The sequence below is a fragment of the Streptomyces sp. A012304 genome (genome assembly GCF_026008495.1).
Taxonomy (GTDB): Bacteria; Actinomycetota; Actinomycetes; order Streptomycetales; family Streptomycetaceae; genus Streptomyces.
In genome coordinates, this window is sequence record NZ_BQUN01000228.1 from 99,828 (window position 1) to 126,312 (window position 26,485).

A 26,485-nucleotide genomic window follows, 5' to 3' on the forward strand; every position below is an offset into this window, starting at 1 on the left:
ATGGAGTGGCTTGAGACGAGCACGGAGAACTGCCCCGTCCAGCGCACGCTCGACGTGGTCGGAGAGAAATGGACGTTGCTGATCCTGCGGGACGCCGTCAACGGAGTCCGCCGCTTCGACGACTTCCACCGCCACATCGGCCTGTCGGAGGCCGTCCTCAGCAATCGCCTGAGCAAGCTGATCGCGGCCGGCATCCTGAAGACTGTCCCCTACCGGGAGCCGGGCAGCCGCTCCCGAAACGAGTATCGCCTGACCCGCAAGGGCTGGGATCTGTGGCCCGTCCTGATGGCGCTGAGGCAGTGGGGTGAGGCGTACGCCCTCGACTCCGAGAGTCCTGTGCTGGACCTTCGCCACACCGACTGCGACGCTCCGGTCCGCGTCGTCGTCGAGTGCTCCGAGGGGCACTCCGCCCTGGCTCCTGGGCAGGTCACCGCCCAACTGGGACCCGGTGCACGGCTTCGGTCGTGACCCGGCGCTCGGCGGCAACACGCCAGAACCGGCCCGCGTCCGGGGTGGCCACCGGCTTGCCCTCGTGCACGACGGTCCTCGCGACGCTGGTCCGCAGGGGCGCGTGGACCAGGTAAGAGCGTGGCCCGACGACCCAGCCGGTGAACATCTTCTCGCCTGAGCCGATGTCGTGGACGGCTCCCGTCAACCAGAGCGGGTCCCTTGCGGCCACCGGCACACAGGTGACCGCAGGCGCGGCGGCGACCAGGTCGCCCAGGCAAGATCGTCCGGCCCCGACTCGGCTGACCTCTGCGGACTTTGCAGGCTGACACTTCTTCGTGGCATCGAGGGGCACATGTGGGGTGGCGTGCAGAACAGTGTCGGGTACAAGTACTGCATGCCGGCCCGCATGGTCGGTCGAGCGGGACGCCGGAGACCAGTGGCCTGACCGTCGGCAAGGGGTGGGGCGGTGGGCCTGCTCGGCAGGCCCCGTCGGAGCAGTGCGCGGAACACCAGCTTGGCCGCCGTTGCGGCGAGTTCGGCCAGGGTGGCCCCGTGCTCCTCGTACAGGGTCCGCAGGCGAGCGGCGAGGCGTTGGCGGGCTTGCGGGTTCTGGCGCATCCTGTGGTCTGCCACGACGTGCGCATGACGGTTCCGGCTTCGTGCAGCCGATTGAGGACCGTGCCGTACGACAGCCCACTGGCGGCGACGAGTTCGTCGACCGTGGCACCGGACTCGTACTGCTTGCGCAGGGACTCGGGCGTCACCGCCCCGCTCGCATCGCACGTGACTGGGAGCTCTGGGTTCATGCGGCGGACTTCTGGGGCACGGAGTTCTCGTGGCTGACCGGGCACTTCCCTGAGTGCTTCCTCCTCCCCGGCGGCTCGGACTCGCGACGCGTCCTGGCCGTGACCGAGCCGGACGAGGAGGGCGAGTACCCGGTGTTCGCCCTCGACCTGGACGACATGCCGTACCTGGGACTCATGTACCCGGGCTTCGACGTCTACCTGGCCGACACGGCGGGCCTGCTGGACCTGGGCAAACGGCAGACCTACACGGACCTGATCGACGACGCGACCTACGGGCCCCGGATGCGCGGGCACGCCGCCCGGTGCTTCGTGGGGGAGGCCTGCGTGCAGTACCTCTTCGAATGCGAGCCGCTGTTCGCGCAGTTGTACCCGGAGAAGGCCCGGCGTGGGAACTCCGCACGCTGACCTTGTCCACCACTGCCGGACGGTGGTTACCGCGTGCGGTAGCGGTCGGCGGAAGCCGGGCTGCGAACGGGCAGGGGCGCTGCCGTCCCCTGCCCTGCCGTGGCGAGGGGAAGGGCTTGCTCTGCCGCCCAGGCGCGCAGTGCGGCTTCGGCTTCCTCGCGTGACAGGGGGCCGTGGTCGATGTGGAGTTCCTGGAGGTGGCGGATGGCCGCCCCGATTGTCCGACCTTGAGGTATGCCGAGCAGGGTGATGATTTCCTTGCCGTTGAGGGGCGCCGGGACGCCGGGCAGCCGCTCATGGACGGCCCGCTCGGCTGCGGCACGCTCCGCGGACTCGCGCCTGGCCTGCTCTCTCTCGTGCCACTCGTCGTAGCAGGCCGCGTCGTGAGCAGTTCCCACCACCAGGTCTCGAGGTCGTGGTGATCGGCGACTCCACGGGAACCGCGTAGGGCGACCCCTGTGCGACAGGCGGGGCGCCGGTGCGGCGAACGATCGCGCGCAGGTCTCGCACGGCGGGCGTCTCGGCGGGACGTCGCACCTCACACGGAACCGCTCAGGAGCACCGTTCCCGGCCGCAAGGGCGCGTACGGTGCTCCTCCACCGACGGCATCGCCGGGCAGTTGGACGAACGCCCGGTCAGCGTGAGGGGTCCGCGCGGTGGACGCCGTCGCCGTGGTCGGGGGCGATGGTGTGCAGGATGCGCCGGCCGATGTGGCCGAGCTGTCTGACCTGCGCCTTGGTCAAGGGGTCGAACACCAGTCGGCGCACTTCCGCGACGTGGCCGGGAGCGGCGCTGACGATCTTCGCGTACCCCTCGTCGGTCAGGGTGGCCAGGGTGTAGCGGCCGTCGGCCGGATCGGGGCGGCGGTGGACGTACCTCTTGCGTTCGAGGCGGGCCACGACCTGGGAGAGACGGGAGAGGGAGCCCTCGGCGTACGCGGCGAGCGTGCTCATGCGCAGTTCGCGCTGCGGCGACTCCGACAGCGCCGCCATCACCCCGTACTCGAAGTGGGTCAGCCCTTCGTCGCGCAGTTGCGCGTCGAGCGCCAGTTCCAGACGCCGCATGATGCCGATCAGGCCGAGCCAGGCGTGGCGCTCCTCCTCGTCAAGCCAGCGGGGCGCCTCGTCAGCGTCAGCCGGGGTTCTCGTCATGCCCTCCACTGTACCGACGCTTCACGCTTGAAGTGAATCCGACTCCCCAGTCACTTGATGGTTGAAGTGATTGTCGCTACTTTTGAGTTAAAGCTTGAAGCGACTGCCCGGGGTTCCGAGCAGCTTCGAAGGCTGACCAGAGCCGCGGCCCGAACCGACGCGCTCCCTTCCCCGCCCTCACCCGATCCGGAGAAACACCATGAGTGGACAGCTCGCCACCCACCCGGCCCGCCCCAGCGGCCTCGTCGTCGCCGGCGGCCTGATCGGCACCGCTGTCGTCGCCGTCGCCCTCAACGCCATCGTCGCCGCGGCAGCCCACGCCGCCGGCGCCTCGGACGACTTCCAGCCCCTCCAACTGCCCGCCTATGCCTTCTTCACTGTTATCGGTGTCCTGGCCGCCGCTGCCGCCTGGGCGATCATCCGCGCACGCTCGCAGAACCCGGCCCGGGTGCTGCACACCCTCGTGCCCGCCGTCGTGATCGTCAGCCTGATCCCGGACATCATGGTCGGCGTCTCCGGCAGCCGGCCCGGCACCGGTTGGGGTGCCGTCATCGCCCTGATGGTCATGCACGTCGTCGTCGCCGCCGTCGCCGTCCCCGCCTACAAGCGACTCCTGCCCCTTCCCGCCGCCCAGGACTGACCGTGCGTCCCGCCTGGGCGGGCACAGCCCCATCCTGCTCGTGGCCGGGCAACAGGGCGACGCGTTCAGCGGCATCACGCTCGGCCGCGACGGCACCACCTACGACAACGTGGTCTCTGATGCCGCCTCCCGGGCCGGCGTATGGAGTCGTCCACCCCGACGGGACCAAGGAAACCGTCCTGACCGCCTCGGACGGCCTCGCCTCACCCACCTCCGTCGCGGTACGCGGAAACGGCTCTACATCACCGACGCCGGTTTCGCCGAACCCCATGACGCGAAGGTGCAGCGCGGAACGATCAACCCCGCCGCCCTGCACTGCGGCCCGACCGCCTGAACCCCCCGCCGCTGGGCGGCCGCCCAAAGAGTCCGGCGGTGGCGGGCGAGCGACGGGACGGAGCGCGGCCGATGTCGGCGTAGCGCGGTGGTGCCTCAGGCGTTCCAGGGGTCCGTTCGCAGATGGCGGTCGAAGAAGCGCTCGATCAGCGCGGGGGTCAGCCGCACGGAGTCTTCGGTGTCCTCGGCGTCCGGCGTGCGGGAGGAGAGCACGGTGGCCGTCATGGGGTTCAGTTCCCAGCCGCCGGTGTTGAGGAGGCCGTGGTCGGCGCCGTGCACCAGCAGCAGGTGGGACTCGGCGCCCGCGGCGACCAGGGCGTCATGGAGGCGGCGGCTCTGTGCCGGGCCGATGAGGAGGTCGGCGTCGCCGTGCAGCAGGAGCACGGGCGGCACCCGCGGGTGGACCTGCCGGGCCGGGCTGGCCTCGACCGCGGCGGCGGCCCGGTCCGACGGAGGGCCGCCCAGCAGACCCCACGCCGGATCGGAGGCGTCCACGCCCAGCATCCCACCAGGCAGCGCGTCGTCGTTGAGATGGAGCAGGTCGGTCGGGGGGTAGCCCGCCACCACCGCGCGTACGCCGGGCGCCGCGGGGGAGCCGTCGGCGTCGGTGGCGAAGGCCGCGAGCAGCGCGAGGTGGGCGCCGGACGAGCTGCCCCACAGGCCGACCGACGCCGGATCCAGGCCGTGGGTGTCCGAGAGGTCGCGCAGGTGGTGCAACGCGGCCTGGACGTCGTGCAGTTGCGCGGGCCAGACGGCGGCCTCGGAGGAGCGGTACTCGATGTCCGCCATGGCGTATCCGCGTTCGGCGAAGAGCCGGGGCAAGCGGGGCCCGTACCCCCGGCGTTGATGGCGCCAGCCACCACCCGCCAGCCACACGATCACGGGGGTGGGGGCCGTCGTGGACGCCGGCAGGTACAGATCCATCCGCAGGTCCGCACCCGGTGCCGAGCCGTACGCGATGTCGCGCACCACCCGGACGGGAGTCGGGTCGACCCGCTCGGGCGGGAGCGGTGCCCGGCTGAGCCCTTCCATGAAGCGGCCCATGACGGCGGCGTTGTTCGCCGACACGGCCGTCAGGTCAGTCAGATCGAAGGCGTGCGACTGCTGCGGGGTCTCACCGGTCACCGGCTGGTCCTGTCCTGGTCACGGCGAGGAGGGGGAGGGCACGACGCTTGCGTTCACGGTGTTCGTCGAGCCGTTGCCGGTAGTGCGGTGCGAGCCTGTCCGGGGTCCAGTCGAAGTCGTCCGTCAGCCGCACGTCCACCGCGGACACACCGGTCAGAGCCGTGAGCCTGACCTGGGCCTCGGCCGCGAAGGAGCCGATGAGCACACAACTCGGCTCGGTCACGCCGACGGTGACCGCGACGCACTGACCGCCGGTGCCGTCGTCCCGCACGTGAACATCACTGACGAGTCCCATGTCGTCGAGCCCGGCGGGGACTCCCGCGGTGATGCTGCACGGATCGAGGATCTCGTTGAGTACCGCGCGGACCTGGGTTTCCGTGACCGTCATCGGGCACCTGCCAGGGCGTCGTCGGCCGGGGCGACCCGTCCGCCCCAGGGCTCCTGGAGTTCGGTGGTGTCGAACTCGTCGCCGCGGACGCGCTCGCGGAGGTCCTTCTCGTCGATGCCGTGCATCCGCAGGAAGTTGCGGCCGAGGATGTCGGCCTTGATCTCCTTGGTGAGGTCGGGCAGCCCGTACTCCTCGATCAGGTCACGGGGCATCTCGAAGTTCCAGAACGCCTCGATCGCCGGCCGGGGGTGGACCGCGTCGCAGCCGGTCGCCCAGATGATCCGCTCGGCGGCACCGGCCTGCAGAAAGGCCCCCAACGCCTGTGCGAAGCGGCGGGGCGCGTAGACGGCCATGAACGACGTGGCCTCCAGGTTGACCCATACGTTGCGGAAGGACTCCAGCTGGAGGGCCGTCTCCTCGACGAAGGCCATGCCGCCGTGGACGACCTCGAAGGTGAGGTCGGGGAAGGCCAGCGCGGCGGCTTCGACGTCGCCCATCCCGAGGGCGGAGGTCGGCCCGGGCCCGACCGGGAGCGCCTTGTGGATGGCCACGACCTTCAGACCGTGCTGCCGGGCCCGCTCCAACAGCGGGAAGCAGACCTCCGGGTCACCCATGTCCAGCGCGGTCACCCGGCCCTCGACGACGTCGATCGGATAGAGCTTGAGCGCGTTGACCCGGTGCTTCTCCACCAGCTCGTCCACCCGGTCCAGGGCACCGGGGCGCAGCGGGGACACCGCGCCGTAGATCAGCACGCGCTCGGGCCACTTCTCGCGCATCTCCAGCCCGACGCCCAGCGCCGAGCCCCCGTCCCGGAAGTGGCCGTAGATGGGTGTCTCGTGGTAGGCGATCACGTCGGTCTGGCTCTCCGCGAGCAGGGCCCGGCCGATGATGTCCGCGCCCGCACCCCGCATGTAGGTGGAGCGCTCAAGGGTGTATGCGGGACCGCTGACCCGTTTGTGCAGGCCGTAGAGGTGTTCGCCGATGGCCGCCCCGATGTGCGGGTCGACGCAGTTCTCGGGCCGGAAGTTGTAGTTGTGGGCCACGCCCTCGACGACGAGGAAGTCATCGATCACGGTCGTTCTCCTTCAGTGTCCCGGACATCACGGGCGCTGCGGGCGTTGCGGGCGGCACGGATGTCATGGGTGGCACGGCCGCTCGGTCGAGCAGGTCCTTCAGGCCCTCCAGGGCGCGGGAGGCGAGTCGCTCGTCGGTCTCGCCGTCCGCGCCGCCGACGCCGACGACACCGATGACCTCGCCGTCGTCCACGGTGATGGGCACCCCGCCCGGCACCGGCAGGAGGTCGGCGTCGACGAGGTGCACGGGCGCGAGCGCCAACGCGGGGGACGCGGCGAGAGCGGCGAACTTCGAGGTCGGCACACCGGTGACGGCGGCGGTATAGGCCTTGCGGCGCGCGGTCTCGATCCCGATGCGGCCGACTCCGTCGTCGCTGAGCAGCACCTTGATGACGCCGCTGCGATTGACGACGGCCACACAGACGCGCGCGCCCTCGCTCCGGGCCGCCTCCAGCACGGCCTCGGCCGCCCGGTGCGCGATGGCATAGCTCAGGGCTTCCCTCATCCCGCGGTCCTCTCATGAAGCGGGGCTCCGGTGGCCGCCGGGATGCCGCGGATCAGGTCCGACGCCTTCTCGGCTACGGCGATGACGGTGGCGTTGATGTTCGCGCCGGGCACGCTCGGCAGCACCGACGCGTCGACGACGCGCAGTCCGTCGATGCCGCGCACCCGCAGCTCGGGGTCGACGACGGCGGTCTCGGAGGTGCCGATGGCGCAGGTGCCGCAGGCGTGGTTGGCGGAGTAGCCGGTCTCACGCAGATAGCGCTCGAAGTCCTCGTCGGTGCGTACGTCGGGGCCCGGTGCGAGTTCCGCCCGGATCATCGGGGCGACCTCGGGGCTGCGCAGGACGGCCAGCGTGGTGCGCACGGTCTCCCGCAGCGCGGCGACGTCCTCCGGCTCGGTGAGCAGGTTGAACGTGATCCGCGGCGGGGCGGCCGGGTCGGCGGAGCCCAGCCGTACCTCGCCGCGGCTGCGGGGGGTCGCGACGGCGTTGAGGGCCACGCAGTGACGGTTCTTCAGTGGCCGTATGCCGGGGAACCAGGGCCGGGCGTCGAAACCGCCGCCCAGGATGCCGAGGAATCCGTCGGGACGGTCGAGGCCGGGGCGGGTGCGGACGTACGCGGACAGGAACTCGGGCATTCCGGCCAGCGGACCGCTCCCGGCCAGCAGCCAGCGGAAGGCGCCCAGGACCACTCGGTCGGCACGCAGGTGCTCGTGGAAGGTCACCGGGTCCTTGACGTCGAACAGCACGGGCGCTGCCGGGTGGTCCTGGAGGTTGGCGCCGACCCCGGGGAGGTCCAGTGCAACAGCGACCCCCAGTTCGCGCAGCTGGTCTGCCGGTCCGATGCCCGAACGCATCAGCAGCTGGGGTGAGTTGTAGGTGCCGGCGCACAGTACGACCTCACGTGCGGCGCGGATCACCCGGCTGCGTCCGCCCTTGACGACGCGGACACCGCTCGCGCGCCCTGCCTCCAGGACGACCTTGTCCACGAGCACCCCGGTGAGCAGGGTCAGGTTCGGCCGCTGCCGCAGGACGGGTCGCAGGTAGGCGGCGGCGGTGCTGTGGCGACGGCCGCGACGGATGGCGGTCTCGTTCTGCCCGGCTCCGGTGGGGTCCCCGCTCTGGGTGTCGTCGGGGAACCCGATGCCCAGCGATCGGGCGCCGCTGTCCAGACGCCGGCCGAAAGGACCCCGCCGGACCGTGGTCGACACGGTGACGGGTCCGTACCCGCCGTGGTGCTCGGTGTCGCCGCGCCAACTGCTCTCGGAGCGGCGGAAATACGGCAGCAGGTCGTCCCAACCCCAGCCTGTCGCACCGGACTTGACCCAGTCGTCGTAGTCGAGGCGGTGTGCGCGGACATGGGTCGAGCCGTTGATCGACCCGGTGCCGCCGACCAGCCGGCCGCGCGGGACGGGGATCCGCCGGCCGTTCAGACCCGGCTCGGGCTCCGACTCGTAACCCCAGCCGATGTCCTCGCGTCCCGACAGCAGCCCGACCCCGAGGGGCAACCGCACCAGCAGGCCGCGATCCGCGGACGGGCCGGCCTCGATCAGCAGTACCCGTGTCCCGGGGTCCGCGGACAGGCGCGCGGCGAGGACGCAGCCGGCCGTACCCGCGCCGACGACGACGTAGTCGTACTCGGCGCTCATGCGGAGGCTCCTGTGGAGGGTCGGGACATCTCGTCTCCTTCGGCTCTGGACGAACGCACGCTGGAGGAGCCGCGGAAAATCGCGGGGTGGGCGGTCGCCGGCTCGGCACGTTCTCAGGTGTGGTGGCGAGGTGCGGCTCAGGCCGCGAGCGGCTCGTCACCTCGGTGCCGGGCCACCGTAACAAGGCGTCCCGCGATCCGACAGGACTCTGCAAGTAATTCATCAAACAAGGTCGGAGCCATTGACAGCTTTTCATCAGACCCGTACAACGGCATGAACGCCCCCTGGGCGCCAACCGCTCGCCGCGCCTGTCCGAGCGTGCCGGAAGAGCCGCCGCACGCACCGACGACGACGCCTCGCGACCGTACGAAACGGCCTCCACCGCGGGTTGTCCAAGCCCTCAGCGGCCCTCTACACGCGTCCCCGCTGCCTCCACGCCGAGGAGATGGATCACCATGACCGACACGACCGTGACCGACACGGGAACCGGCTACGGCCGCAAGCCCTCCTCCCACGACGCCCGCCTGACCGAGGTCGGCCCTGGCACGCCGATGGGTGAGGCGCTGCGCCGTCACTGGCAGCCGATCGCCAGCTCCACCGCCCTGACCAGCGACGTTCCCCACCGCGTCCGCATGCTGGGCGAGAACCTGATCGTCTTCCGGGACGGCCAGGGCCGCCCCGGTGTCGTCTTCGAGCGGTGCGCACACCGCGGCAGCAGCCTCTTCTACGGCCGCATCGAGGAGGACGGCATCCGCTGCTGCTACCACGGCTGGAAGTTCGACGTGCAGGGCCACTGCCTGGAACAGGCCTGCGAACTCGACGGCGGCCGCCGCCGCAACCTCGCCCGCCAGCCCTGGTACCCGGTGGAGGAGGCCTACGGCCTGGTCTTCGTCTACATGGGCCCGCCCGAGCTCAAGCCCCCGCTGCCGCGCTACGACAGCCTCGAACCACTGGATGAGGGGGAGAGCTACCACACCAGCTGGATGGTCCCGGGCGCCGAGGTGATCGGCCTGGAGCAGGACTACAACTGGCTCCAGCTCTTCGAGAACGCCGTCGACCCCGTGCACGCGGCGTGGCTCCACTCCAACCACAGCGGGTTCCAGTTCCAGGGCACCGGCACGACCGGCTTCCCCGAGCACTACTACGACCCCTCCACGGCCGCGGAGCGCACCACCTACCACCGCACCGGCAACGGCGTGAAGTACATCTGGCGCTACCAGGACGACCTGGGCGCCGACGGCGCGACCGTGGACCTGGAGTGGTCCGTGGAGTGCATGCTGCCCAACATCATCGCCCTGCCCGACTTCATCCGATCGACCCCCGACGTCCGCTGCGACATGCTGATCTGGGTGGTCCCCGCCGACGACACCCACCACCGGCTGGTCTTCTCCGTCCGCTCCGCCGACCCCGAGCGGGCCACGTCCTTCATGTTCGGCATCAAGCAGAACGGCAAGGACGGCTGGCTGCTGAGCGAGGAGGAGAAGCAGCGCTTCCCCGGCGACTACGAGGCCCAGTGGTCGCAGGGTCCCATCACCCAGCACTCCGAGGAGACCCTGGCCCCCTCCGACAAGGGCGTCGTCATGCTCCGGCGCATGCTGCGCACGATGATCGACGACGTCGAGGCCGGCCGCACCCCGCTCGGCGTCGCCACCCCCGGCGAGCCGGTCCGCCACGTGGAGGCCGGCCTCGTCACCAGGCCGAAGGCCTCCACGCAGACGGACCGGGCGGCCGCGCCCACGGCGGCGGGGGCGTGACCGAAACGTGAGCACCACCTCCTGGACGGACGTGGTCGTCGTCGCCCGCTACGACGCCACGCCCAGAATCGCGGTCTTCGAACTCGCCCGCGCCGACGGCGACGAGCTGTGGGAGTACGAGCCCGGCGCCCACATCGACGTACAGGTCGGCGAGGCGGCACTGGTCAGGCAGTACTCCCTGTGCGGGCCGCCCGGCATCCACAAGCAGTACCGGATCGCGGTCCTCGAAGAGGCCGCCTCGCGCGGCGGATCACGCGCCATGCACGCCCTCACCGAGGGCGACACGCTGCGCATCGCCGCACCCCGCAACCGCTTCGCCCTGGCGTCCGCGCGCCGGCACGTGCTCCTCGCGGGCGGCATCGGCATCACCCCGCTGCTGTCGATGGCCCAGAACCTCGACGCCACCGGGGGCGACTACCACCTGCACTACTGCGCCCGCAGCCGGAGCGAGGCGGCCTTCCTCGCCGAGCTGGAGAACCATCCGCGGGTCACTCTCCACTTCGACGACCAGGCACCGGACCAACTCCTGGATCTGGAGCGCGACTTGGGGGATCCCGTCGCCGACACCGCGGTCTATGTCTGCGGTCCCGGCGGGTTCATGGACTACACGCTGGGACGGGCGGCCGAGCTGGGATGGCCCGCGTCCGCCCTGCACAAGGAGCGCTTCAGCGCCGCGCCCCCGGCCGCCGCCGAGCCCGACGGGGCAGGGGAGAGCGCATTCACCGTGCGCCTGTCCTCAACGGGAGCGGAGTACACCGTCCCCGAGGACCAGAGCGTCCTGGACGTACTGCTGGCGAACGGGGTCGAGGCGCCCTACTCCTGCGGACAGGGCATCTGCGGCGAGTGCATCGTGCGGGTTCGGGCCGGTGAGCCCGATCACCGAGACGAGATCCTGACCGACGGGGAGCGCGCGGAGGGCCTGTTCACTCCGTGCTCGTCCCGGTCGAGGTCCCCGATCCTGGAGCTCGAACTGTGACCGACTCTCCGACACCGGCGACGGCGGAGAGCGCCCGCTCCGTCCCGGCCACCCTTGAGGACGCCGAGGCCGCCTGGCTCGCCGCGCAGACGCTCCCGGACCCGGAGCCGGCGATCCGTGCCCTGCTGCATCCCGACTGCGTGATCGTGCACTCGGCGGTCGGGCACATCCACAGGACGGACGACTGGCTGGCGTACGCCAAGCGCATGGGCCGCACCAGCCAGGTGGACACCTTCGACGTGACCGTCCAGAGGTTCGGCACGACGGCCGTGGTCAGCTGCCTGCAGGAGATGCGGGTCGCCTACGTCCCCGACCTGCCCCCGTTCGTCGTCCAGGCCGCTGCCACCAGGGTCTGGGTGCGGTCCTCGGCGGGCGGCTGGCAGCTGGCGCATCTGCAGATGGCCCGGCGGCTGCCGCCGGGCTGAGCATCCCGGCTCCCGCAAGCCGGTCGCCTTCAGCCCTGGGGCTCGCCGTTCACCGGCGGGCCCTCGTCCTGTGTCGCTTCGGCGAGTGCGGAGATGATCTGACCCACCTGGTTCGCGTAGTGGTCGATGAACTCCGGTGCGGCGGGGTCCTGCTGGACGAGTTCACGAGCGATCCACGGGATGGCCACCGGAGCGATCGAGGCGGCGAAGAAGACGAGGGCCACGGCCCCCACGTCGAGGTCACCGCGGAACTCACCGCGCGCCTGTCGCGCGCGGAGTTCCTCGACGTGCTTGAACAACTCGGCGGCCCGCTCGTCCTCGGCGGGCGGGCGCGTGCCGGGGTCCTCGCGGGTGACCATGTGCACCCACCCCGGGTCCTCGTGCGCCCAGTGGACATAGCGGCGCACGGCCTCCGCGAACGTGTGGGCCTGGCTGACGCGCATGGACTCCTCGAGCCACTGCTCGCTCAGCGCCTCGTACAGCCCGCGTTTGCCTCCGAAGTAGTAGGTGATCAGCTGATGGCTGACGCCGGCCGCCTCGGCGATCCGTACGACCCGGGCCCCGTCGAAACCATGGGTGCCGAACTCCGTCGCGGCGGCGGACAGGATGGCCCGCCGGGTCCCCACCGGGTCCCGCTGGCGGTCGGGATCCTTCGGGCTCCTGCGGCGCTGCTGCCGGCCCGATGGTGCTCCCGGCTTCCCCGACGTCGTTTCCTCCGCTGTCACAGGGTCGACCTTACCGGCGCTCTCACTGGACGGACATCGTGGTGCGAGGACCGCTCAGCGGCGCGTGCTTCCACCGTCCGCGACGATGATCTGCCCCGTGATGAACGCGGCGTCGTCGGACGCGAGGAACGCCACGGCACCCGAGACGTCGGCCGGCATCTGCACACGCTTGATGTTCTGGATCCGCACGGTCTGCTCGAAGAAGGACTCACTCGTCTTCTCCACGGCCGCGGCCGTCCGGACCAGACTCGCCGCGACGCCGTTGACGGTGATGTCGTGCGCGGCGAGGTTGGCGGCCAGCACCGAGGTGAGTCCGTTCAGCGCGCCCTTGGCGGAGACATAGGAGACGAAGGGCGGCGGCGGAGTCCAGTAGCTCGAGGACGTGATGTTGATGATCCGCCCCGAACCGGACTCCTTGAGGTCCGGCAGGAACGCCCTGGAGGCCAGGAAGGGGCCGTCCACGTTGACGGCGAAGGTGCGGCGCCAGTCGTCGTAGGTCACATGGTCGATGTCGGCCAGCAGGGCGACGGCGGCGTTGTTCACCAGGATGTCGGCGGTGCCGAACTCACTTCGGACCCGAGCGGCGAACCCGTTGATCGCGTCCTCGTTCGAGATGTCGACCTCGTCACTGAAGAACCGCCGCCCGGTCTCCGCGACGAGTTCCCGAGTCTCGTCGGCCGGATCGATGTCCGCGACCGCGATGTCCGCGCCCTCCGACGCGAGCCTACGAGCGATCTCCTGCCCGATACCGGCACTGCCCCCGGTCACGACGGCGGTCCTGCCCGTCAGCCTTCCAGCCATGGCCCATTTCTCCTTGGTCAGCGCTTGAACGGAACCGGAGCGCCGCACAGCGTCATGTGGGACCTCTGCGCAGAAGCGGTGAGCTTCGGGGCGCTCCCGGAGCCTCGCCAGGCCCGGCAACGGCGTCATCCACGGAGTGTGCGCGTCGAGGCCGCGGACAAAGGGTGGCTTGTCCGTCCAATGAACATGTCCATTGAGCGCGACGGGGGTCATTTCTACCTTGTCGCTGCTCGGCCGGTCGGTGACCAGGGCCGAGCGTCCCGGATCACATTCGGTCGATATCAGGTTTGGTCGATGAGCCGCGCGGAGGCGCTCCGCAAGGCCTCAGGGCGGTTCGGCAGCGGTGTTGCCGGGATGACCGCGACAAGAACACCCACAGCAGGGTCCGGCGGCCGACGCCGGTTCCGACAGCAGCGCTCTGCGCGCGAGGAGTCATCCATGGTTCAGACCGATACACCCACTACGGCACAGGGAGAGGGTGGCAGATACATCCTGAGAGCAGGCACTCTGACGGCGGTGGTCGTCGCCGTGTGCCTCGCGCAGATAGCCCTTTCCGTCCCCTCGCTCATCAACGGGCTGGTCCAGCAGGATCTCGCGCCGTCCTCGGCGCAACTGACGTGGATCACCGAGGCCTTCATGCTGCCCGTCGCCGCGATGGGACTCGGTTTCGGCGTGTTCGGTGACCTGTTCGGCCGTAAGCGCCTGCTCGTCGGGGGCGCCGCGCTCATCGTCGTGGGCGCGACTCTCGCGGTCCTGACGCCGGGGGCGGGATCCTCGTCCGACACCCGGGTGACGTTGCTGATCCTCGCCCAGGTCCTCAGCGGCATCGGGGCCGCGGCCATCTTCCCGACGAGCCTCGCCATGGTGGCGGCCGGCACGCACACCACCGCCGCCCGCGCGCGGGGCGTGGCGATCTGGGCCACCGCGCTCTCGGTCGGCGGCTTCCTCGGCCCGCTGCTGGCAGGCATCGCCGCCAAGATCGAACTCGGCTGGGCCGGGAACGCGAACTGGCGCTGGGCCTTCGTCGGCGTCCTTGTCATCGCCGCGGCGAGCGTGGTCCTGTCGCTGGCCCTCGCCCAGAACTCCTCATCGCCCGAGGGCCGTTCCATCGACTGGCCGGGTCAGATCACCGCCGCGCTCGGCCTGTTCGCCCTGATGTACGCCGTGATCCAGGGTGCCGAGAGTGGCTGGGGGCACCCGCAGATCGTCGTCGCGTTCATCGTCGCGGCCGTCTTCCTCGCGCTGTTCGTCGTCGTCGAGCGCCGTGCGTCCGAGCCGCTGCTTCTCCTGAGCGTGTTCAGGAACCGGGCGTTCGCCATGAACTCGGTGGTCACGCTGATCGGTATGTTCGCGTTCCTCGTGATCATGTACGGCACCAGCATCCGCCTCACCATCATCCAGGGGTTCAGCCCCCTACAGAGCTCCGTCGCCTACCTCTTCTTCGGAGGCATCGGCTTCGTCCTGCTGCCCCTCACCTCCAAGCTGCTGGAGCGCTACAACCCCCGGTGGGTCCTGTGCGCGGCCCTGACCCTCATCGGCGCCAGCGGGCTGTGGTTCGCCGGGATCTCGACGAGCAACCGGGCCCTGAGCGCCATCTTCGGGCCGCTGATTCTCGCCGGCGTCGGCTCGGCGCTCGCCTTCGCCGCCATCAGCGCGGTCGCGGTCAACACGTTGCCCAACCACCTCGCCGGTATGGCCAGCGGTGTCACCAGCACGTTCCGGGACCTCGGGTTCGCCCTCGGTCCCGCGATCGCCGGCGCCATCGCGCTGAGCCGGGCCGCCGACGAGATCGCCCGCAAGCTGTCCGGCGATCCTGCTCTGAGGAAGGCCTACGAGGCCTTCCAGGCCTCTGCGGCCCATGCTCCCGCCGAGCAGAAACCGCAGCTGGAGGCGGCGGTGCACGCCGTGCAGTCGGGTCCGCTCGGCGCCAACTCGGTGCCGGCCAGCATCACGACGCCGGATGGTCGGGTCGTGCCCTTCAACCCGCTCAAGGACGTCGCTTTCGACGCCCTCAGCAGCAGTTACTCCCTCGCGTACGTGCTCGGTGGCGTGGCCGCTCTCGTGGCGGCGGCACTCACTCTCGTCGGCGCGCGCGGCGGCGTGGACAAGGCTCACCTCGAGGACGACCCGCACACCCTCGACGGCTGACCGCCTGACGAACGCGTCCGCGTCGGGACGCACACAACAGGACAACCGGAGCGCCCGCCGCGACCTCTCCTCGGGAGCATCGGTCGCGGCGGGCCACGGCGTACAAGGCACAACGTTCAACAGACGCACTTGGACAGGAGTCGAACAATGACCACCGCGCACCCGGGGCCGAGCAGTGCGAACGACATCCGCATGCCGGATACGGTCGCTCGAGCGGAGGCGGCGTGGCTCGTCGCGATCACGCTCGGCGACGAGGAGCAGCGCCGACTGATGCTCCCCGACTGTGTGGTCGTGCACGCCCCGGTCGGGAACGTCCATGACCGCGAGCGCTTCCTCGGCCACAACGCGTCCATGGGAGCCACCCTCGAGGCGGAGACCAGCGAAGTGACGTGTCTGGAGCGAGGGGGGCGGGCGATCGTCACGTGTTATCAGAAGATGCGCATCCGGCGCGTTCCCGATCTGCCGCCGTTCCTGGTGCAGGCCGTGGCCACCCGGGTGTGGTTCTCGACCGACGAGGGATGGCGCCTCGGCCACATGCAGCTCTCGCGGCGGCAACCGCCGGTATGACGCGCCGGTCTCCTCGCACCGCGAGGGGTCACGCGGCGCGAATGGGAATGCCCGGCCGCCAGCCGAGGCTCCTGGACAGTCCCAGTCCGCTCGCGACCAGCGTGGGAACGGCCGCCTGCAGTTTGATCGAGCCGGCGGCCACCACGACGGACATGGCCGCGACGACGTTGCCGCGGCCGTCGACGATGCGCGTCGCGACCGACTCGGCCCCTTCGCTCAGCTCTTCCTTGACGACCACCGTTCCGGTCGAGCGACAGGACGCCAGTTCGCGACGGAGTTCGACGGGGTCCACGATCGTCCTGGGGGTGAAACGCTGCAGCCTTCCCGCCAGTACCTCGTCGATGAAGGCCGGGCTGCTGTGGCTCAGCAGCACCTTGCCGACACCTGAGCAGTGCAAGGGCAGAAGGCCACCGACCTGCGAGGTCAGACCGACGGCGTTGACCGCCGACAGCCGTTCGATGATCACGGCCTGGTCGCCCTGGAGGACGGCCAGTTGCACATGCTGGCGAAGGGCGGTGTACAGGTCCTCCACGAAGGGCTGCGCGGCGCTGCGCAGCGTCTCGGCGCGCGGTGCGAGGGTTCCCAGGCGCCACAGCGGCAGACCGATCGCGAACCGGTTGTCGCTGGTGCGTTCGAGTGCTCCGGCCTCCAGAAGGTCGAGCGTGAGGCGTCTGGCGGTGGCGTGCGGCATGCCGGTACGCCGGACCAGGTCGGCCAGGCTCAGCTCGGTGTGGTCGGTGTCGAAGGAGTACAGCAGATCCCACAGACGAGAGCTGACCGATCGTCCTGGCTCTTGCGCGCGAGGCATGGGTCTCTCCTCCATCGTCAGTGGCTTCGGCCACCCTACCTTGCATGTTCGTTGGATGAACCACGCTGTTCTAACAACGCGCGATGTGCCGAAGTCTTGCACAGAGCCGGTCACCTACCTCGGCTCACGGTCCATGGGGAGTGAAAGACGATGAAGAGTACGCAAGCCGGCCCGAAGATCGCGATCCTGGGCGGCGGCATCGGGGGCCTCGCCGCCGCGGCCTTCCTTCGCGAGAAGGGCTTCGACAGTGACGTCTACGAGCAGGCGGCCGCCCTGACCGAAGTCGGTGCCGGCCTGGTGATCGCGCCCAACGCCGCCCGCCTGCTCCGACGGCTCGGCGTGCTGGACCGGTTCATCGAGCGCGCGGTCCGGATGGAGATCGGCTGGGAGTTCCGGCGCTGGGAGAACGGCGCCGTCCTCTCCGCGGAGAACCTTCAGGAGGGGTGCGTACGCCTGTACGGCGAGCACACCTATGCCGCCCACCGCGCCGACCTGCTGGACGCCTTGAGGTCGGCTGTCCCTGAGCACTCGATCCACCTCGGCAAGCGCTGCGTCTCGGTCGAGTTCGAAGGCGACCAGGCGGTTCTGCGGTTCGAGGACGGTGAGACCGTTCGCCCGGACATCCTCATCGGCGCCGACGGAGTCCACTCACGCGTGCGCGGCGCCATCGTCGGACCGACCGAGGCCAGGGAGTCGGGCATCTGCGCCTTCCGGGCCCTCGTACCCGCCGAGAAGGCACCCGACTTCGCCAGGCGGCGCGCCCAGACCCTCTGGATCGGCCCCGACCACCACCTCGTGCACTACCCGGTCTCCGGAGAGGAGTACGTCAACCTCGTCGCCTTCGCGCCCGCCGGGGCGAGCAGCGTCGAGTCATGGACGGCCACCGCGACGCTCGGGGAACTGCTCGACGAGTTCGACGGCTGGGATCCGCGTCTGGTGGAGCTGATCACCGCGGCCGACACGCCGGGACGTTGGGCGTTGCTCGACCGCGAGCCCCTCGACAACTGGAACCGCGCAAACGCGACCCTGCTGGGTGACGCGGCCCACCCGATGTTCCCGTTCTTCGCCCAGGGCGCCGCCCAGGCGATCGAGGACGGCGCCGTCCTCGCCCTGTGTCTCGCGGAGGACCCGGAGAACCCGGTCGCGGCGCTGGGACGCTACGAAGGGCTTCGTCGCCCCCGCACGACACGCCTCCAGGAGGTGTCGCACGGAAGGTCTCACATCAACCACCTTCCGGACGGCCCCGAGCAGCAGGCGCGCGACCTGGCGTACTCGCAGGCCGACCCCCTCAGGGCGAACGGCTGGATCTACGCGTACGACCCCGAGGTCGCCGCCGGGCGTGTGGTCAAGGCCGTGCCGAGGACGCCGTAGGCCTGACATGCGGTCCGCCATCCGCGGCCGGTCCGGTCGACGCGGTCTTGACCTCGCAGGTCGGACAAGGCGTTGACCGTCCAACGAACACAGTCATTGTCGCTCCGCAGACCTCACCCGAGACTGCGGAACGGGCGGCCCGAGACGCGGCCCGGTCCCCAGCGCATCTTGTCGCAACCCCTGAGTACCACCAGAAGAGCGGATCATCGAATGGCAACCACAACCGGTAGTGGGCTCGTCGTGCGAACCCTGCAGCGAGCCGGCGTCAACGTGGCCTTCGGCCTGCCCGGAGCACACATCGACGGCATCCTCCAGGAGGCCCTGGACGCCAAGCTGCGGATCGTCGACGTGCGCCACGAGGTGAACGCCGGCCACGCCGCCGAGGGCTACGCACGGGTCACCGGGGACCTGGGTGTCGCCGTCGTGACAGCGGGTGGCGGCTTCACCAACGTCCTGACCTCGATCGCCAACGCCCATCTGGACCGGACCCCCGTCCTCTACATCGCGGGCTCAGGACCTCTGGAAACGGACCAGGTCAACGACCAGCAGGCCGGGTTCGACCAGGTGGCCATGGCCACACCGGTGACCAAGTTCGCGCACCGCGTGACCCGTACCGAGCTGATTCCCCGTCTGGTCGCCCAGGCCGTCCGCATCGCCCAGTCGGAGCCCAAGGGCCCGGTCCTTCTCGACATCCCCTGGGACGTCCTGCGTCAGCAGATCGATGCCGACGAGGTCGAGGACTACCGCGTCGAGATCGACGGCACCGGCATCGCCCCGGCCGGCGGCGTCGACCGGATCATCGAGGCACTCGGCGCCGCCCGTCGGCCGATCGCGCTGGTCGGCAAGTCCTTCGTCACCGCCGAAGCGCGCGCCCGGTTGCACGAGTTCGCCGCCCGTACCGGAGTGCCCCTCTTCTCCGACTGGGAGGGACTCGGTGCGATCGTCGGGTCCGAGCAGCACGTCGGTCTCCTCCAGACCCTGGCCACCGTCCCCGAGGACGAGCGGCCCGACCTGGTCCTGATGCTGGGGCTGCGCTTCGGAATGGCCACCCAGTTCGGCACGGGCCGACTGCTCCCGAAGAGCGCGCGGATCTTCCAGATCGACCCCGACGGCCGTGAACTCGGCCGTCTGCAGGATGTCGAACTCGGTGTCCAGGCAGACCCGATCGCCACGATCGGCCTGCTGAACGAGCGTCTGGGCGACGGCCCCGTCCCGGCGGGGCGCGACGACTGGCTGGCGACCCTGCGGGACGTCTCGGCCACCCGGCGGTCCGCCCTCGCCGCCGAGACCGAGGAGCACGACGGCGCGATCCACCCGTACCTCGCGGTCCGCACGATCGCCGAGAGCGTCCCCGACCAGGCCACCGTGGTCGTCGACGGCGCTCTGACCGAGCTGTGGCTCTCCGAGACGATCGCGCTCGCGCCCCTGGCCCACTACCTCGGCCACGGCTACCTCAGCTCGATGGGGAGCAACTTCGGCGTGGCGCTGGGAGCGCAGTACGCGACCCCCGACAAGGCGACGATCCTCGTCACCGGCGATGGAGCCGTCGGCTACAGCCTCGCCGAGTTCGACTCCCTCGTCCGGGCGGGACTCCCGGTCGTCGTGATCGTCCTCAACAACCAGGCCTGGGGCGCCACCCTGCACACCCAGCAGTTCTTCTTCGGACAGGACCGCGTCACCAACAACCGCCTGGAGAACGGCTCCTACAGCGGCGTGGCACGAGCCCTCGGCGCCGACGGCGTCGACGTCACGGAACTGGACCAGCTCGCCCCGGCGATCGAGGCGGCCCTCGCGGCCGGCCGGCCGACGTGCATCGACGTGCGTGTGAGCCTCGCGCCGATTCCTCCGGAGGAGCGGGTCCTGAACGGCGGGGCTCCGTTCGGCGGCATCGAGATCGACGCATGAACCGCTTCCAGTAGCACCGGGGCCGCGCCTGGCTGGACCGTCGCGCCGCAGGTGTCCCCAGCTGACGAGCCCTGTCCCACCTGCGGGACAGGGCTCACCGGCATCGGCCCTGAGCGCGCCCTAAGCGGAGTGCAGGTCCAGCCCGAAGTGGGCCCTCGCCGTCGTCACCGTGATGACGGGCACGTGCTCCGCGATCTGCGCCTTCGACATCTGCGTCACCAGGAAGTAGTCCTGCAACGGCAGACCCTTGCGCCCGACTTGTGCCGGGTGCGCAGTAGTGCGATCGCACCCCCATCGCTCCGGTCACCCGGCCCGAGCCGAAGGCAGGCAGATCCTCCTGAGGGCGAACACGGAACGCACAGAGCGCGATCGATGTCGACCTGCCGCCCCGGCCGTTCCCCCACCCGGGGGAACGGCCGGGCTGCCTGTTGTCCCCGCTCCCGGAACCGCCGGACGATATCCGCATCCGACCGAGACGAGGTGCGAGTGCCGTGACCCAGTTCCAGCAGCGTCTGATGGGCACGAGCGCGCCGGGCGCCGTCGTCCTCGTCCGCCTCTACGTCGGCGCCGTCTTCCTGTCCGAGGGCGTCTTGAAGTTCCTGCGCCCCGACCAGCTCGGCACCGGCCGCTTCGACAAGGCCGGCATCCCCGCCCCCGGCTTCCTCGCACCCCTGGACGGCCTCTTCGAGATCGTGTGCGGCCTGCTGATCCTCGCCGGTCTCCTCACCCGGCTCGCCGTCGTGCCGATGACCGTGAACATGCTCGGCGCTCTGCTGATCACGAAGCTGCCGATCCTGTGGGGCGACGCCCCGCTGTTCACCGGCTCATCCGGCTGGTGGGATCTCGCCCACGAATCGCGCACCGACCTCGCGCAGCTGTGCGGCAGCCTGTTCCTGCTCCTCGTCGGCGCCGGTGCCTACTCCCTCGATGCCCGCCTCACCCACGCCAGCTCCGCCGCCCTTGCCAAGGCGGCGGTGCCACAGGACTGATCAGGGCGCGTCGTCGCCCAGGACCTCGCGGGCCGGCTCCGCCAGGGCCTGCTTCCCGGCCTCGGTCGCCTTGTAGACGCGCCGCGTGCGGCCGTCGACCACTCGCTGCTCCGAGATCAGCAGGCCGTCGGCCTCCAACCGGTGCAGCGTCGGATACAACGTGCCGGGGTTGATCCGGTTATCGGCTCCCGATCCTGGCCGTACGTGGGGCTCGACACGGTCGTGGTGATCGAGGAGCGCTGACAGCTCTCAGATGACAGCGGGACTACGGCGCTCGACCAGGATGACGTCGCGCCAGACGCCGTGAAGACGCCCGATCCGCTCCCGGGTACCGATCACACGGAAGCCGGCGCGCGCATGCACGGCGAGGCTCGCGGTGTTCTCGGGGAAGATTCCGGACTGGATGGTCCAGATCCCGGCCGCCTCGGTGGAGTCGATCAGCGCCTTGAGCAGGGCTGAGGCGACGCCGCGGCCTCGGGCGTCGGGGTGGACATAGACGGAGTGTTCGACCACGCCCGCGTAAGCGCACCGGTCCGAGACTCTGCTCGCCGCCACCCAGCCGAGCACCGTCCCGCTCTCGTCGAGGGCGGCGAAGCGGTGCCCGGGCATCTTCGTGGCCTCGAACGCCTCCCACGAAGGCGGGCTGGTCTCGAAGGTGGCGTTGCCCTCGTCGATGCCCGCCTGGTAGATCGCCAGCACCTGACTGGCGTGCTCAGCCGCCAGCGGCACCACCACCGCACTCGCCCCGCTCACCGTTTCCCCTCCTCTGTCCGTTCCCTCGTTCAGGCCGCGGCCGGCAGCGTCAGCAGCTTGCCCATCGCGGCGAGCACGGACGGCTCGACCCGGTAGTACACCCAGGTGCCGCGCCGCTCGGAGGTGAGCAGCCCGGCCTCCTTCAGCTTCTTCAGGTGGTGGGAGACGGTGGGCTGGGAGACGCCGACGTCGGAGATGTCGCACACGCACGCTTCGCCGCCCTCGTGCGAGGCCACGGCGGAGAACAGCCGCAGGCGGACCGGGTCACCGAGGGCCTTGAACATCCGCGCGGCCGTCTCTGCCTCCGCGGCCGTCATCGGGCGCTCGGTCAGCGGCGGACAGCACGGCGCCACACCCTGACCGTCGGCGGGCTCGAGCAGCGGCAGCGCTTTCGCATTCGACATACGTCTATGTTGACACACGTCGAACCAGTGCGGCGAGGCCCGTCACTCGTCACCGGCGCGCGAGGTGGGCGGCCATGCGCCAGGCGATCCAGTCCGCGTCCCGGCCCACCCCGCGCAGCGAGTTCGACGACAGACTCCGCTGCCATTCCAGCCCGACGAACGCCAGCCCCGGCACACCGGTGGCGAGGCCCTCGCGGTGCCGGGGCTTCCCCTCCGCGTCGAGAGCACCGTCCAGGGGACCGAGGTAGGGCAGGTCGGGGCGATAGCCGGTGGCGAGCACGATCGCGTCGACCTCCTCCCGCTCCCCGTCCGCCCAGATGAGCTCGGCTCCGTCCGTGCCGGTGAACAGAGGCCGCCGGTCGGGCCGTCCGGCGGCCAGGGCCGCGCGGTAGCGGCCGTCGTCGAGGACCGGCTGCGCCGGCGGGCGCGGCAGGAGCCGGCCGAGGGGTGCGACGTCCAGGCCGGTGCGGGCTGTCCAGAAGTGCAGGTCGCGGCCGAGGACGCGCTGTGCTGCGAACCTCACCGGTGCGCGGGTGGCGAGCGTGACGTGGGCGGTGGTGGCGAGCTCGGCGGCGATCTGCACCGCGGAGTTGCCGGCCCCGACCACGACCACTCGACTGCCGGTGAAGGGGGCCGGGCTGCGGTAGCCGGCGGCGTGCAGCACCTGACCGGTGAACTCCTCCAGGCCCGGCAGCGCCGGCCGGTACGGGCGCCCGAACGTCCCCGAGGCCGCCACGACGGCGCGTGCCGCAAGGCGGCCGCCACCGTCGAGGGCCACCTCGAATGCGGATCCGGCCCGGCGTACGGAGGTGACACGCCGGCGGGTGCGGATGTCGGCGTCCAGGCGGCCGGCGTAGGCGGTGAGGTAGGCGACGACCTCGTCGCGGTGCGGGTGGCGGTCGCGGTCGGCGCCGGGGAACGGCATCCCGGGCAGGGAGCTGTACCGGGCGGGTGAGAAGAGCGTGAGGCTGTCGTAGTAGCGCGGCCACGACCCGGCCGCGCGGTCGGACGCCTCCAGCACCACCGGCCGCAGCCCGCAGCGCAGCAGTGCGTGGGCGGTGGCGAGTCCGGCCTGGCCGCCGCCGATGACGGCGACATCGATGTGCTCCATCAGGCAATCCCCATGGTTTCGATGAATGTCTATGTTGACGCTCATCGATACAGGTGCCACGCTGGGCCCCGCAAGCCATCGACAGATGTCGAAACACGCAAGGAGTCGCCGTGAACGCGCCCGCCACCACCGAGCTGCCCGTCGTCGTGATCGGGGCCGGACCCGTCGGCCTGGCCGCCGCCACTCACCTGCTCGACCAGGGCATCGAGCCCCTGGTCCTGGAGGCCGGGCCCACCGCCGGCGCCGCGGTGCGCGAGTGGTCGCACGTACGTCTGTTCTCCACCTGGGGCGAGGTCGTCGACCCGGCCGCCGAGAAGCTGCTGGCCCCTACCGGCTGGACCCGCCCCGACCCGGCCACCTACCCGTCCGGCGGCGACTGGGCCGAGCGCTATCTGCAGCCGCTCGCCGACGTCCTCGGTGACCGCGTCCGCACCGGGGCCCGCGTCACCGGCGTCTCCCGCGCCGGCCGGGACCGCATCGTCGACGCCGACCGCGAGCGGCAGCCCTTCGTTGCCCACGTCGCCTACGCCGACGGCCGTGAGGAGCGCGTCTTCGCCCGCGCCGTCATCGACGCCTCCGGAACCTGGGCCACGCCCGGCCCGGCCGGCGGCAGCGGCCTCCCGGCCCTCGGCGAGAAGGCCGCCGCAGACCGGATCACCTACCGCGTCCCGGACCTGAAGGACCCCGCCGTCCGCGCCCGGTACACGGGCAAGCGCACCGCCGTGATCGGCTCCGGTGCCTCCGCCTTCACCGCCCTCGCCTACCTGGCCGACCTCGCCAAGTCCGACGACGGCGCGGGAACCAAGGGCGTGTGGATCCTGCGGCGGGGCATCTCGGGCTCCACCTTCGGCGGCGGCGAGGCCGACCAGCTCCCGGCGCGCGGCGCCCTGGGCCTGGCGGCGAAGGCCGCCGTCGACGAAGGCCACGCGGACGCCGTCACCGGCTTCCGCACCGAGGCGATCGAGCGCGACACCGACGGCCGCCTGGTCCTGGTCGGCGAGGACGGCCGCCGCCTGGACCCGGTCGACGAGGTGGTCGTCCTCACCGGCTTCCGCCCCGACCTGTCCTTCCTCGACGAACTCCGTCTCGGCCTCGACGGGCGCCTCCAGGCGCCCGTCGAGCTGGCCCCGCTGATCGACCCCAACCAGCACTCCTGCGGCACCGTCTACCCGCACGGCCACCGCGAGCTCTCCCACCCCGAACCCGGCGTCTACCTGGTCGGGATGAAGTCCTACGGCCGCGCCCCGACCTTCCTCGCGATGACCGGCTACGAGCAGGTCCGCTCCGTCGCCGCCGCCATCGCCGGCGACCTCGAGTCCGCCGACCGTGTGGAACTCACTCTCCCCGAGACCGGAGTCTGCGGCGGCGCCGGCCTCTTCGACGCCCCCGACACCCAGGAGGCCGGCGGCGGCGGTTGCTGCGCGCCCGCGCCGCAACTCGTTCAGCTCGCCGCCCCCGCCGCGGTCGCGGCGGCGGGGGCGGCGGGGGAGGCTCCGGCGGGCGGCTGCTGCGGCTCGTGACCGACCTCAGTACCCGAGGCAGCGGGGCCGCGACTGGAAGCGACCGGTCGCGGCCCCGCGCCGTCCTGCCCGCCCTCTCGTCTGCGGTGCCGCCGGGCACCGCGGCCCACTGAAGGGGCGGCCCAGCGGCGCCGAGCCGCCCTGGGATGTCCTGCGACATCCGTACTCGAGCGCGGTGAGCATCTCCCGCGCGGACGTCGGCGCGGTGGCGCCCGGCCGTCGGCCACCCGGCGGTCCGCGACCCCGGCGGGGGTGCCGTCGGCGTCGTACCGCGCCTGCCCACAAATGTAACGCTCAGGTTACGAAACCTCCTCACGGTCTTCCTTCCCTCGTGATCCCGGTTTACGTTCCAGCGAAAACCAACCACTTGGTAAGTGTTGATGCTCGGTCGCAGTCACTGCCCGGGCCCGCAGACACGCCCCGGCGCCCGAGCGCTGCCGGGACCGTCACCCTCGGCACTCAGGAAGGCAGTCGACGATGACCGAACTCGCTCCCGGATTTCTCTGGGGCGCCTCCACGGCCCCGCACCAGATCGAGGGCAACAACCTCAACAGCGACTTCTGGGCGAACGAGGGACGCATCCCCGGCATGGAGCGCAGCGGCGACGCCTGCGACAGCTACCACCGCTACCGCGAGGACATGCGGCTGCTCGCGGACGCCGGACTCAACGCCTACCGCTTCGGCATCGAATGGGCCCGCGTCGAGCCCGTGCCCGGCATGGTCTCGCGCGCCGAACTCGCCCACTACCGACGCATGATCGAAACGGCCTTCGAGCTCGGTCTGACCCCGGTTGTGACCCTGCACCACTTCACCAGCCCCCTGTGGTTCGCCCAGGAGGGCGGCTGGCTGGGCGAACGCGCCATCGACCGGTTCCGGACCTACGTGGAGACGGTCGCGCCGATCCTCGACGGCGTCGAGTGGGTCGTCACCATGAACGAGCCGAACATGCTGGCCATCATGGTCGGCATGGCGCGGGCCTTCCAGAACCCGCAGGCCGACGGGGAGTGGCAGAGCCCCACCCTCGACCACGAGGGCCCGCGTCCGCCGCTGCCGGCCCCCGACCCGGCCATCGGCGCCCGGCTCGTCGAGGCGCACCACGCCGCGCGGGCGGCGTTGCGCGAGCGCACCGGCGCCAAGGTCGGCTGGACGGTCGCCAACCGCGCCTTCGTGGCCCGTCCCGACGCGGAGGAGAAGAAGCGGGAACTGGAGCGCACCTGGGAGGACCTCTACCTGGACGGAGCGCGCGGCGACGACTTCGTGGGCGTGCAGTCGTACTCCAGCCAGTGGGTCGGCCAGGACGGCATCGAGCCCTATCCGCCGCACCCGGACAACACGCTCGTGGGGACCGCCTACCGGCCCGACGCCCTGGGCATCGCGGTGCGCCACACCGCCGAGGTCACCGGCGGCCTGCCGATCCTGGTCACCGAGAACGGCATCGCCACCGGCGACGACACCCGCCGTATCGCCTACACCGGCGAGGCCTTGGAGCACCTGGGCAAGGCGATCGCCGACGGGGTGGACGTGCGCGGCTATCTGCACTGGAGCCTGCTCGACAACTACGAGTGGGGCCACTGGGCACCGACGTTCGGCCTGGTCGAGGTCGACCGCGAGACGTTCGAGCGTCGCCCCAAGCCCTCTCTGGCGTGGCTGGGCGAGACCGCCCGTCGCGGCCGGATCTGACCGCCCCGTCACACGAAGGACTCACC

General features: G+C 71.0%; 27 protein-coding genes and 1 pseudogene. 13 read left to right on the plus strand and 15 right to left on the minus strand.

From position 1 onward, the window contains the following. Positions 1 to 468: a helix-turn-helix domain-containing protein gene (locus ALMP_RS43380; protein ID WP_264937576.1), complete on the plus strand. Its 468-nt coding sequence runs from the start codon at positions 1 to 3 to the stop codon at positions 466 to 468. Between the two features lie 674 nt (positions 469 to 1,142). On the opposite strand, the pseudogene ALMP_RS44595 reads toward ALMP_RS43380, so the two are convergent. From ALMP_RS44595 to ALMP_RS43400, 3 genes and pseudogenes are all read right to left on the minus strand, one after another. Further along, positions 1,143 to 1,256 (minus strand): annotated as a pseudogene (locus ALMP_RS44595) (helix-turn-helix domain containing protein); the annotation flags it as partial. Between the two features lie 431 nt (positions 1,257 to 1,687). After that, the gene (locus tag ALMP_RS43395) at positions 1,688 to 2,059 is read right to left on the minus strand and encodes a hypothetical protein (protein WP_264937578.1); all 372 of its coding nucleotides are present in this window, start codon (positions 2,057 to 2,059) and stop codon (positions 1,688 to 1,690) included. Between the two features lie 237 nt (positions 2,060 to 2,296). Then, on the minus strand, positions 2,297 to 2,812 hold the full coding sequence (locus ALMP_RS43400) for a MarR family winged helix-turn-helix transcriptional regulator (protein ID WP_264937579.1): 516 nt from the start codon (positions 2,810 to 2,812) through the stop codon (positions 2,297 to 2,299). Positions 2,813 to 3,011: 199 nt separating this feature from the next. Between ALMP_RS43400 and ALMP_RS43405 the strand changes: the two genes are divergently transcribed. Together ALMP_RS43405 and ALMP_RS43410 are read left to right on the plus strand one after the other, a co-directional pair. Next, positions 3,012 to 3,452: a DUF6069 family protein gene (locus tag ALMP_RS43405; RefSeq protein WP_264937580.1), complete on the plus strand. Its 441-nt coding sequence runs from the start codon at positions 3,012 to 3,014 to the stop codon at positions 3,450 to 3,452. A gap of 40 nt (positions 3,453 to 3,492) precedes the next feature. After that, positions 3,493 to 3,786, plus strand: a complete 294-nt coding sequence (locus ALMP_RS43410) for a hypothetical protein (RefSeq protein WP_264937581.1) — start codon at positions 3,493 to 3,495, stop codon at positions 3,784 to 3,786. 95 nt (positions 3,787 to 3,881) lie between these two features. Here the strand turns inward: ALMP_RS43410 and ALMP_RS43415 are convergent, their stop codons facing one another. The 5 genes from ALMP_RS43415 to ALMP_RS43435 are packed head-to-tail and all read right to left on the minus strand — an operon-like array spanning position 3,882 to position 8,522. Then, positions 3,882 to 4,910: an alpha/beta hydrolase gene (locus tag ALMP_RS43415; RefSeq protein WP_264937582.1), complete on the minus strand. Its 1,029-nt coding sequence runs from the start codon at positions 4,908 to 4,910 to the stop codon at positions 3,882 to 3,884. Beyond that, complete coding sequence (locus tag ALMP_RS43420; protein ID WP_264937583.1) at positions 4,900 to 5,298, minus strand: metal-sulfur cluster assembly factor; 399 nt, start codon at positions 5,296 to 5,298, stop codon at positions 4,900 to 4,902. The genes ALMP_RS43415 and ALMP_RS43420 overlap by 11 nt, the downstream gene beginning before the upstream one ends. Continuing rightward, positions 5,295 to 6,371 (minus strand): amidohydrolase family protein, encoded by a 1,077-nt coding sequence (locus ALMP_RS43425; protein ID WP_264937584.1) that lies wholly within the window; start codon positions 6,369 to 6,371, stop codon positions 5,295 to 5,297. Before ALMP_RS43425 ends, ALMP_RS43420 begins: the two co-directional genes overlap by 4 nt. Then, on the minus strand, positions 6,361 to 6,876 hold the full coding sequence (locus ALMP_RS43430) for a heme-binding protein (RefSeq protein ID WP_264937585.1): 516 nt from the start codon (positions 6,874 to 6,876) through the stop codon (positions 6,361 to 6,363). The genes ALMP_RS43425 and ALMP_RS43430 overlap by 11 nt, the downstream gene beginning before the upstream one ends. After that, positions 6,873 to 8,522: a GMC family oxidoreductase gene (locus tag ALMP_RS43435; protein ID WP_264937586.1), complete on the minus strand. Its 1,650-nt coding sequence runs from the start codon at positions 8,520 to 8,522 to the stop codon at positions 6,873 to 6,875. Before ALMP_RS43435 ends, ALMP_RS43430 begins: the two co-directional genes overlap by 4 nt. 455 nt (positions 8,523 to 8,977) lie before the next feature. On the opposite strand from ALMP_RS43435, the gene ALMP_RS43440 reads away from it, so the two are divergent. From ALMP_RS43440 to ALMP_RS43450, 3 genes are read left to right on the plus strand one after another with little or no spacing between them, the layout of a single operon-like run. Next, positions 8,978 to 10,276, plus strand: coding sequence for an aromatic ring-hydroxylating dioxygenase subunit alpha (locus tag ALMP_RS43440; RefSeq protein ID WP_264937587.1), 1,299 nt, complete (start codon positions 8,978 to 8,980; stop codon positions 10,274 to 10,276). Between the two features lie 7 nt (positions 10,277 to 10,283). Next, positions 10,284 to 11,252: a PDR/VanB family oxidoreductase gene (locus ALMP_RS43445; RefSeq protein ID WP_264937588.1), complete on the plus strand. Its 969-nt coding sequence runs from the start codon at positions 10,284 to 10,286 to the stop codon at positions 11,250 to 11,252. Continuing rightward, entirely contained in the window at positions 11,249 to 11,677 is a 429-nt protein-coding gene (locus ALMP_RS43450; RefSeq protein WP_264937590.1) for a nuclear transport factor 2 family protein, read from the plus strand. Before ALMP_RS43445 ends, ALMP_RS43450 begins: the two co-directional genes overlap by 4 nt. Positions 11,678 to 11,706: 29 nt before the next feature. Here ALMP_RS43450 and ALMP_RS43455 read toward each other — a convergent pair whose 3' ends face one another. Further along, positions 11,707 to 12,402, minus strand: coding sequence for a TetR/AcrR family transcriptional regulator (locus tag ALMP_RS43455; RefSeq protein ID WP_264937591.1), 696 nt, complete (start codon positions 12,400 to 12,402; stop codon positions 11,707 to 11,709). 54 nt (positions 12,403 to 12,456) lie between these two features. Beyond that, on the minus strand, positions 12,457 to 13,203 hold the full coding sequence (locus tag ALMP_RS43460) for an SDR family NAD(P)-dependent oxidoreductase (protein ID WP_264937592.1): 747 nt from the start codon (positions 13,201 to 13,203) through the stop codon (positions 12,457 to 12,459). Between the two features lie 438 nt (positions 13,204 to 13,641). Between ALMP_RS43460 and ALMP_RS43465 the strand changes: the two genes are divergently transcribed. Then, positions 13,642 to 15,351 (plus strand): MFS transporter, encoded by a 1,710-nt coding sequence (locus ALMP_RS43465; protein ID WP_264937593.1) that lies wholly within the window; start codon positions 13,642 to 13,644, stop codon positions 15,349 to 15,351. Between the two features lie 147 nt (positions 15,352 to 15,498). Then, a complete protein-coding gene (locus tag ALMP_RS43470) occupies positions 15,499 to 15,918 on the plus strand; it encodes a nuclear transport factor 2 family protein (RefSeq protein ID WP_264937594.1) in 420 nt (139 codons plus the stop codon). A gap of 28 nt (positions 15,919 to 15,946) precedes the next feature. Here ALMP_RS43470 and ALMP_RS43475 read toward each other — a convergent pair whose 3' ends face one another. Beyond that, a complete protein-coding gene (locus ALMP_RS43475; RefSeq protein WP_264937595.1) occupies positions 15,947 to 16,726 on the minus strand; it encodes an IclR family transcriptional regulator in 780 nt (259 codons plus the stop codon). 150 nt (positions 16,727 to 16,876) lie between these two features. On the opposite strand from ALMP_RS43475, the gene ALMP_RS43480 reads away from it, so the two are divergent. The 3 genes from ALMP_RS43480 (at position 16,877) to ALMP_RS43490 (ending at position 20,991) form a co-directional block, all read left to right on the plus strand. After that, positions 16,877 to 18,097 carry an FAD-dependent monooxygenase gene (locus ALMP_RS43480; RefSeq protein ID WP_264937596.1) on the plus strand — a complete coding sequence of 407 codons (1,221 nt, stop codon included), beginning with the start codon at positions 16,877 to 16,879 and terminating at the stop codon, positions 18,095 to 18,097. A 210-nt stretch (positions 18,098 to 18,307) separates the two neighbouring features. Beyond that, positions 18,308 to 20,002 carry a thiamine pyrophosphate-binding protein gene (locus ALMP_RS43485; protein WP_264937597.1) on the plus strand — a complete coding sequence of 565 codons (1,695 nt, stop codon included), beginning with the start codon at positions 18,308 to 18,310 and terminating at the stop codon, positions 20,000 to 20,002. 491 nt (positions 20,003 to 20,493) lie between these two features. Next, a complete protein-coding gene (locus tag ALMP_RS43490) occupies positions 20,494 to 20,991 on the plus strand; it encodes a DoxX family protein (RefSeq protein ID WP_264937598.1) in 498 nt (165 codons plus the stop codon). On the opposite strand, the gene ALMP_RS43495 is transcribed toward ALMP_RS43490, so the two are convergent. From ALMP_RS43495 to ALMP_RS43510, 4 genes are read right to left on the minus strand one after another with little or no spacing between them, the layout of a single operon-like run. Then, positions 20,992 to 21,237, minus strand: a complete 246-nt coding sequence (locus ALMP_RS43495) for a PadR family transcriptional regulator (RefSeq protein ID WP_309299628.1) — start codon at positions 21,235 to 21,237, stop codon at positions 20,992 to 20,994. Between the two features lie 3 nt (positions 21,238 to 21,240). Then, positions 21,241 to 21,744 carry a GNAT family N-acetyltransferase gene (locus tag ALMP_RS43500; protein ID WP_264937599.1) on the minus strand — a complete coding sequence of 168 codons (504 nt, stop codon included), beginning with the start codon at positions 21,742 to 21,744 and terminating at the stop codon, positions 21,241 to 21,243. A 29-nt stretch (positions 21,745 to 21,773) separates the two neighbouring features. Continuing rightward, positions 21,774 to 22,148: a metalloregulator ArsR/SmtB family transcription factor gene (locus ALMP_RS43505; protein ID WP_264937600.1), complete on the minus strand. Its 375-nt coding sequence runs from the start codon at positions 22,146 to 22,148 to the stop codon at positions 21,774 to 21,776. 49 nt (positions 22,149 to 22,197) lie between these two features. After that, positions 22,198 to 23,259, minus strand: coding sequence for an NAD(P)/FAD-dependent oxidoreductase (locus ALMP_RS43510; protein WP_264937601.1), 1,062 nt, complete (start codon positions 23,257 to 23,259; stop codon positions 22,198 to 22,200). Between the two features lie 110 nt (positions 23,260 to 23,369). Between ALMP_RS43510 and ALMP_RS43515 the strand changes: the two genes are divergently transcribed. Next, positions 23,370 to 24,779 (plus strand): NAD(P)-binding domain-containing protein, encoded by a 1,410-nt coding sequence (locus ALMP_RS43515; RefSeq protein ID WP_264937602.1) that lies wholly within the window; start codon positions 23,370 to 23,372, stop codon positions 24,777 to 24,779. A gap of 477 nt (positions 24,780 to 25,256) precedes the next feature. Further along, positions 25,257 to 26,459 (plus strand): family 1 glycosylhydrolase, encoded by a 1,203-nt coding sequence (locus ALMP_RS43520; protein WP_264937603.1) that lies wholly within the window; start codon positions 25,257 to 25,259, stop codon positions 26,457 to 26,459. The last annotated feature ends 26 nt before the right edge of the window (positions 26,460 to 26,485 follow it).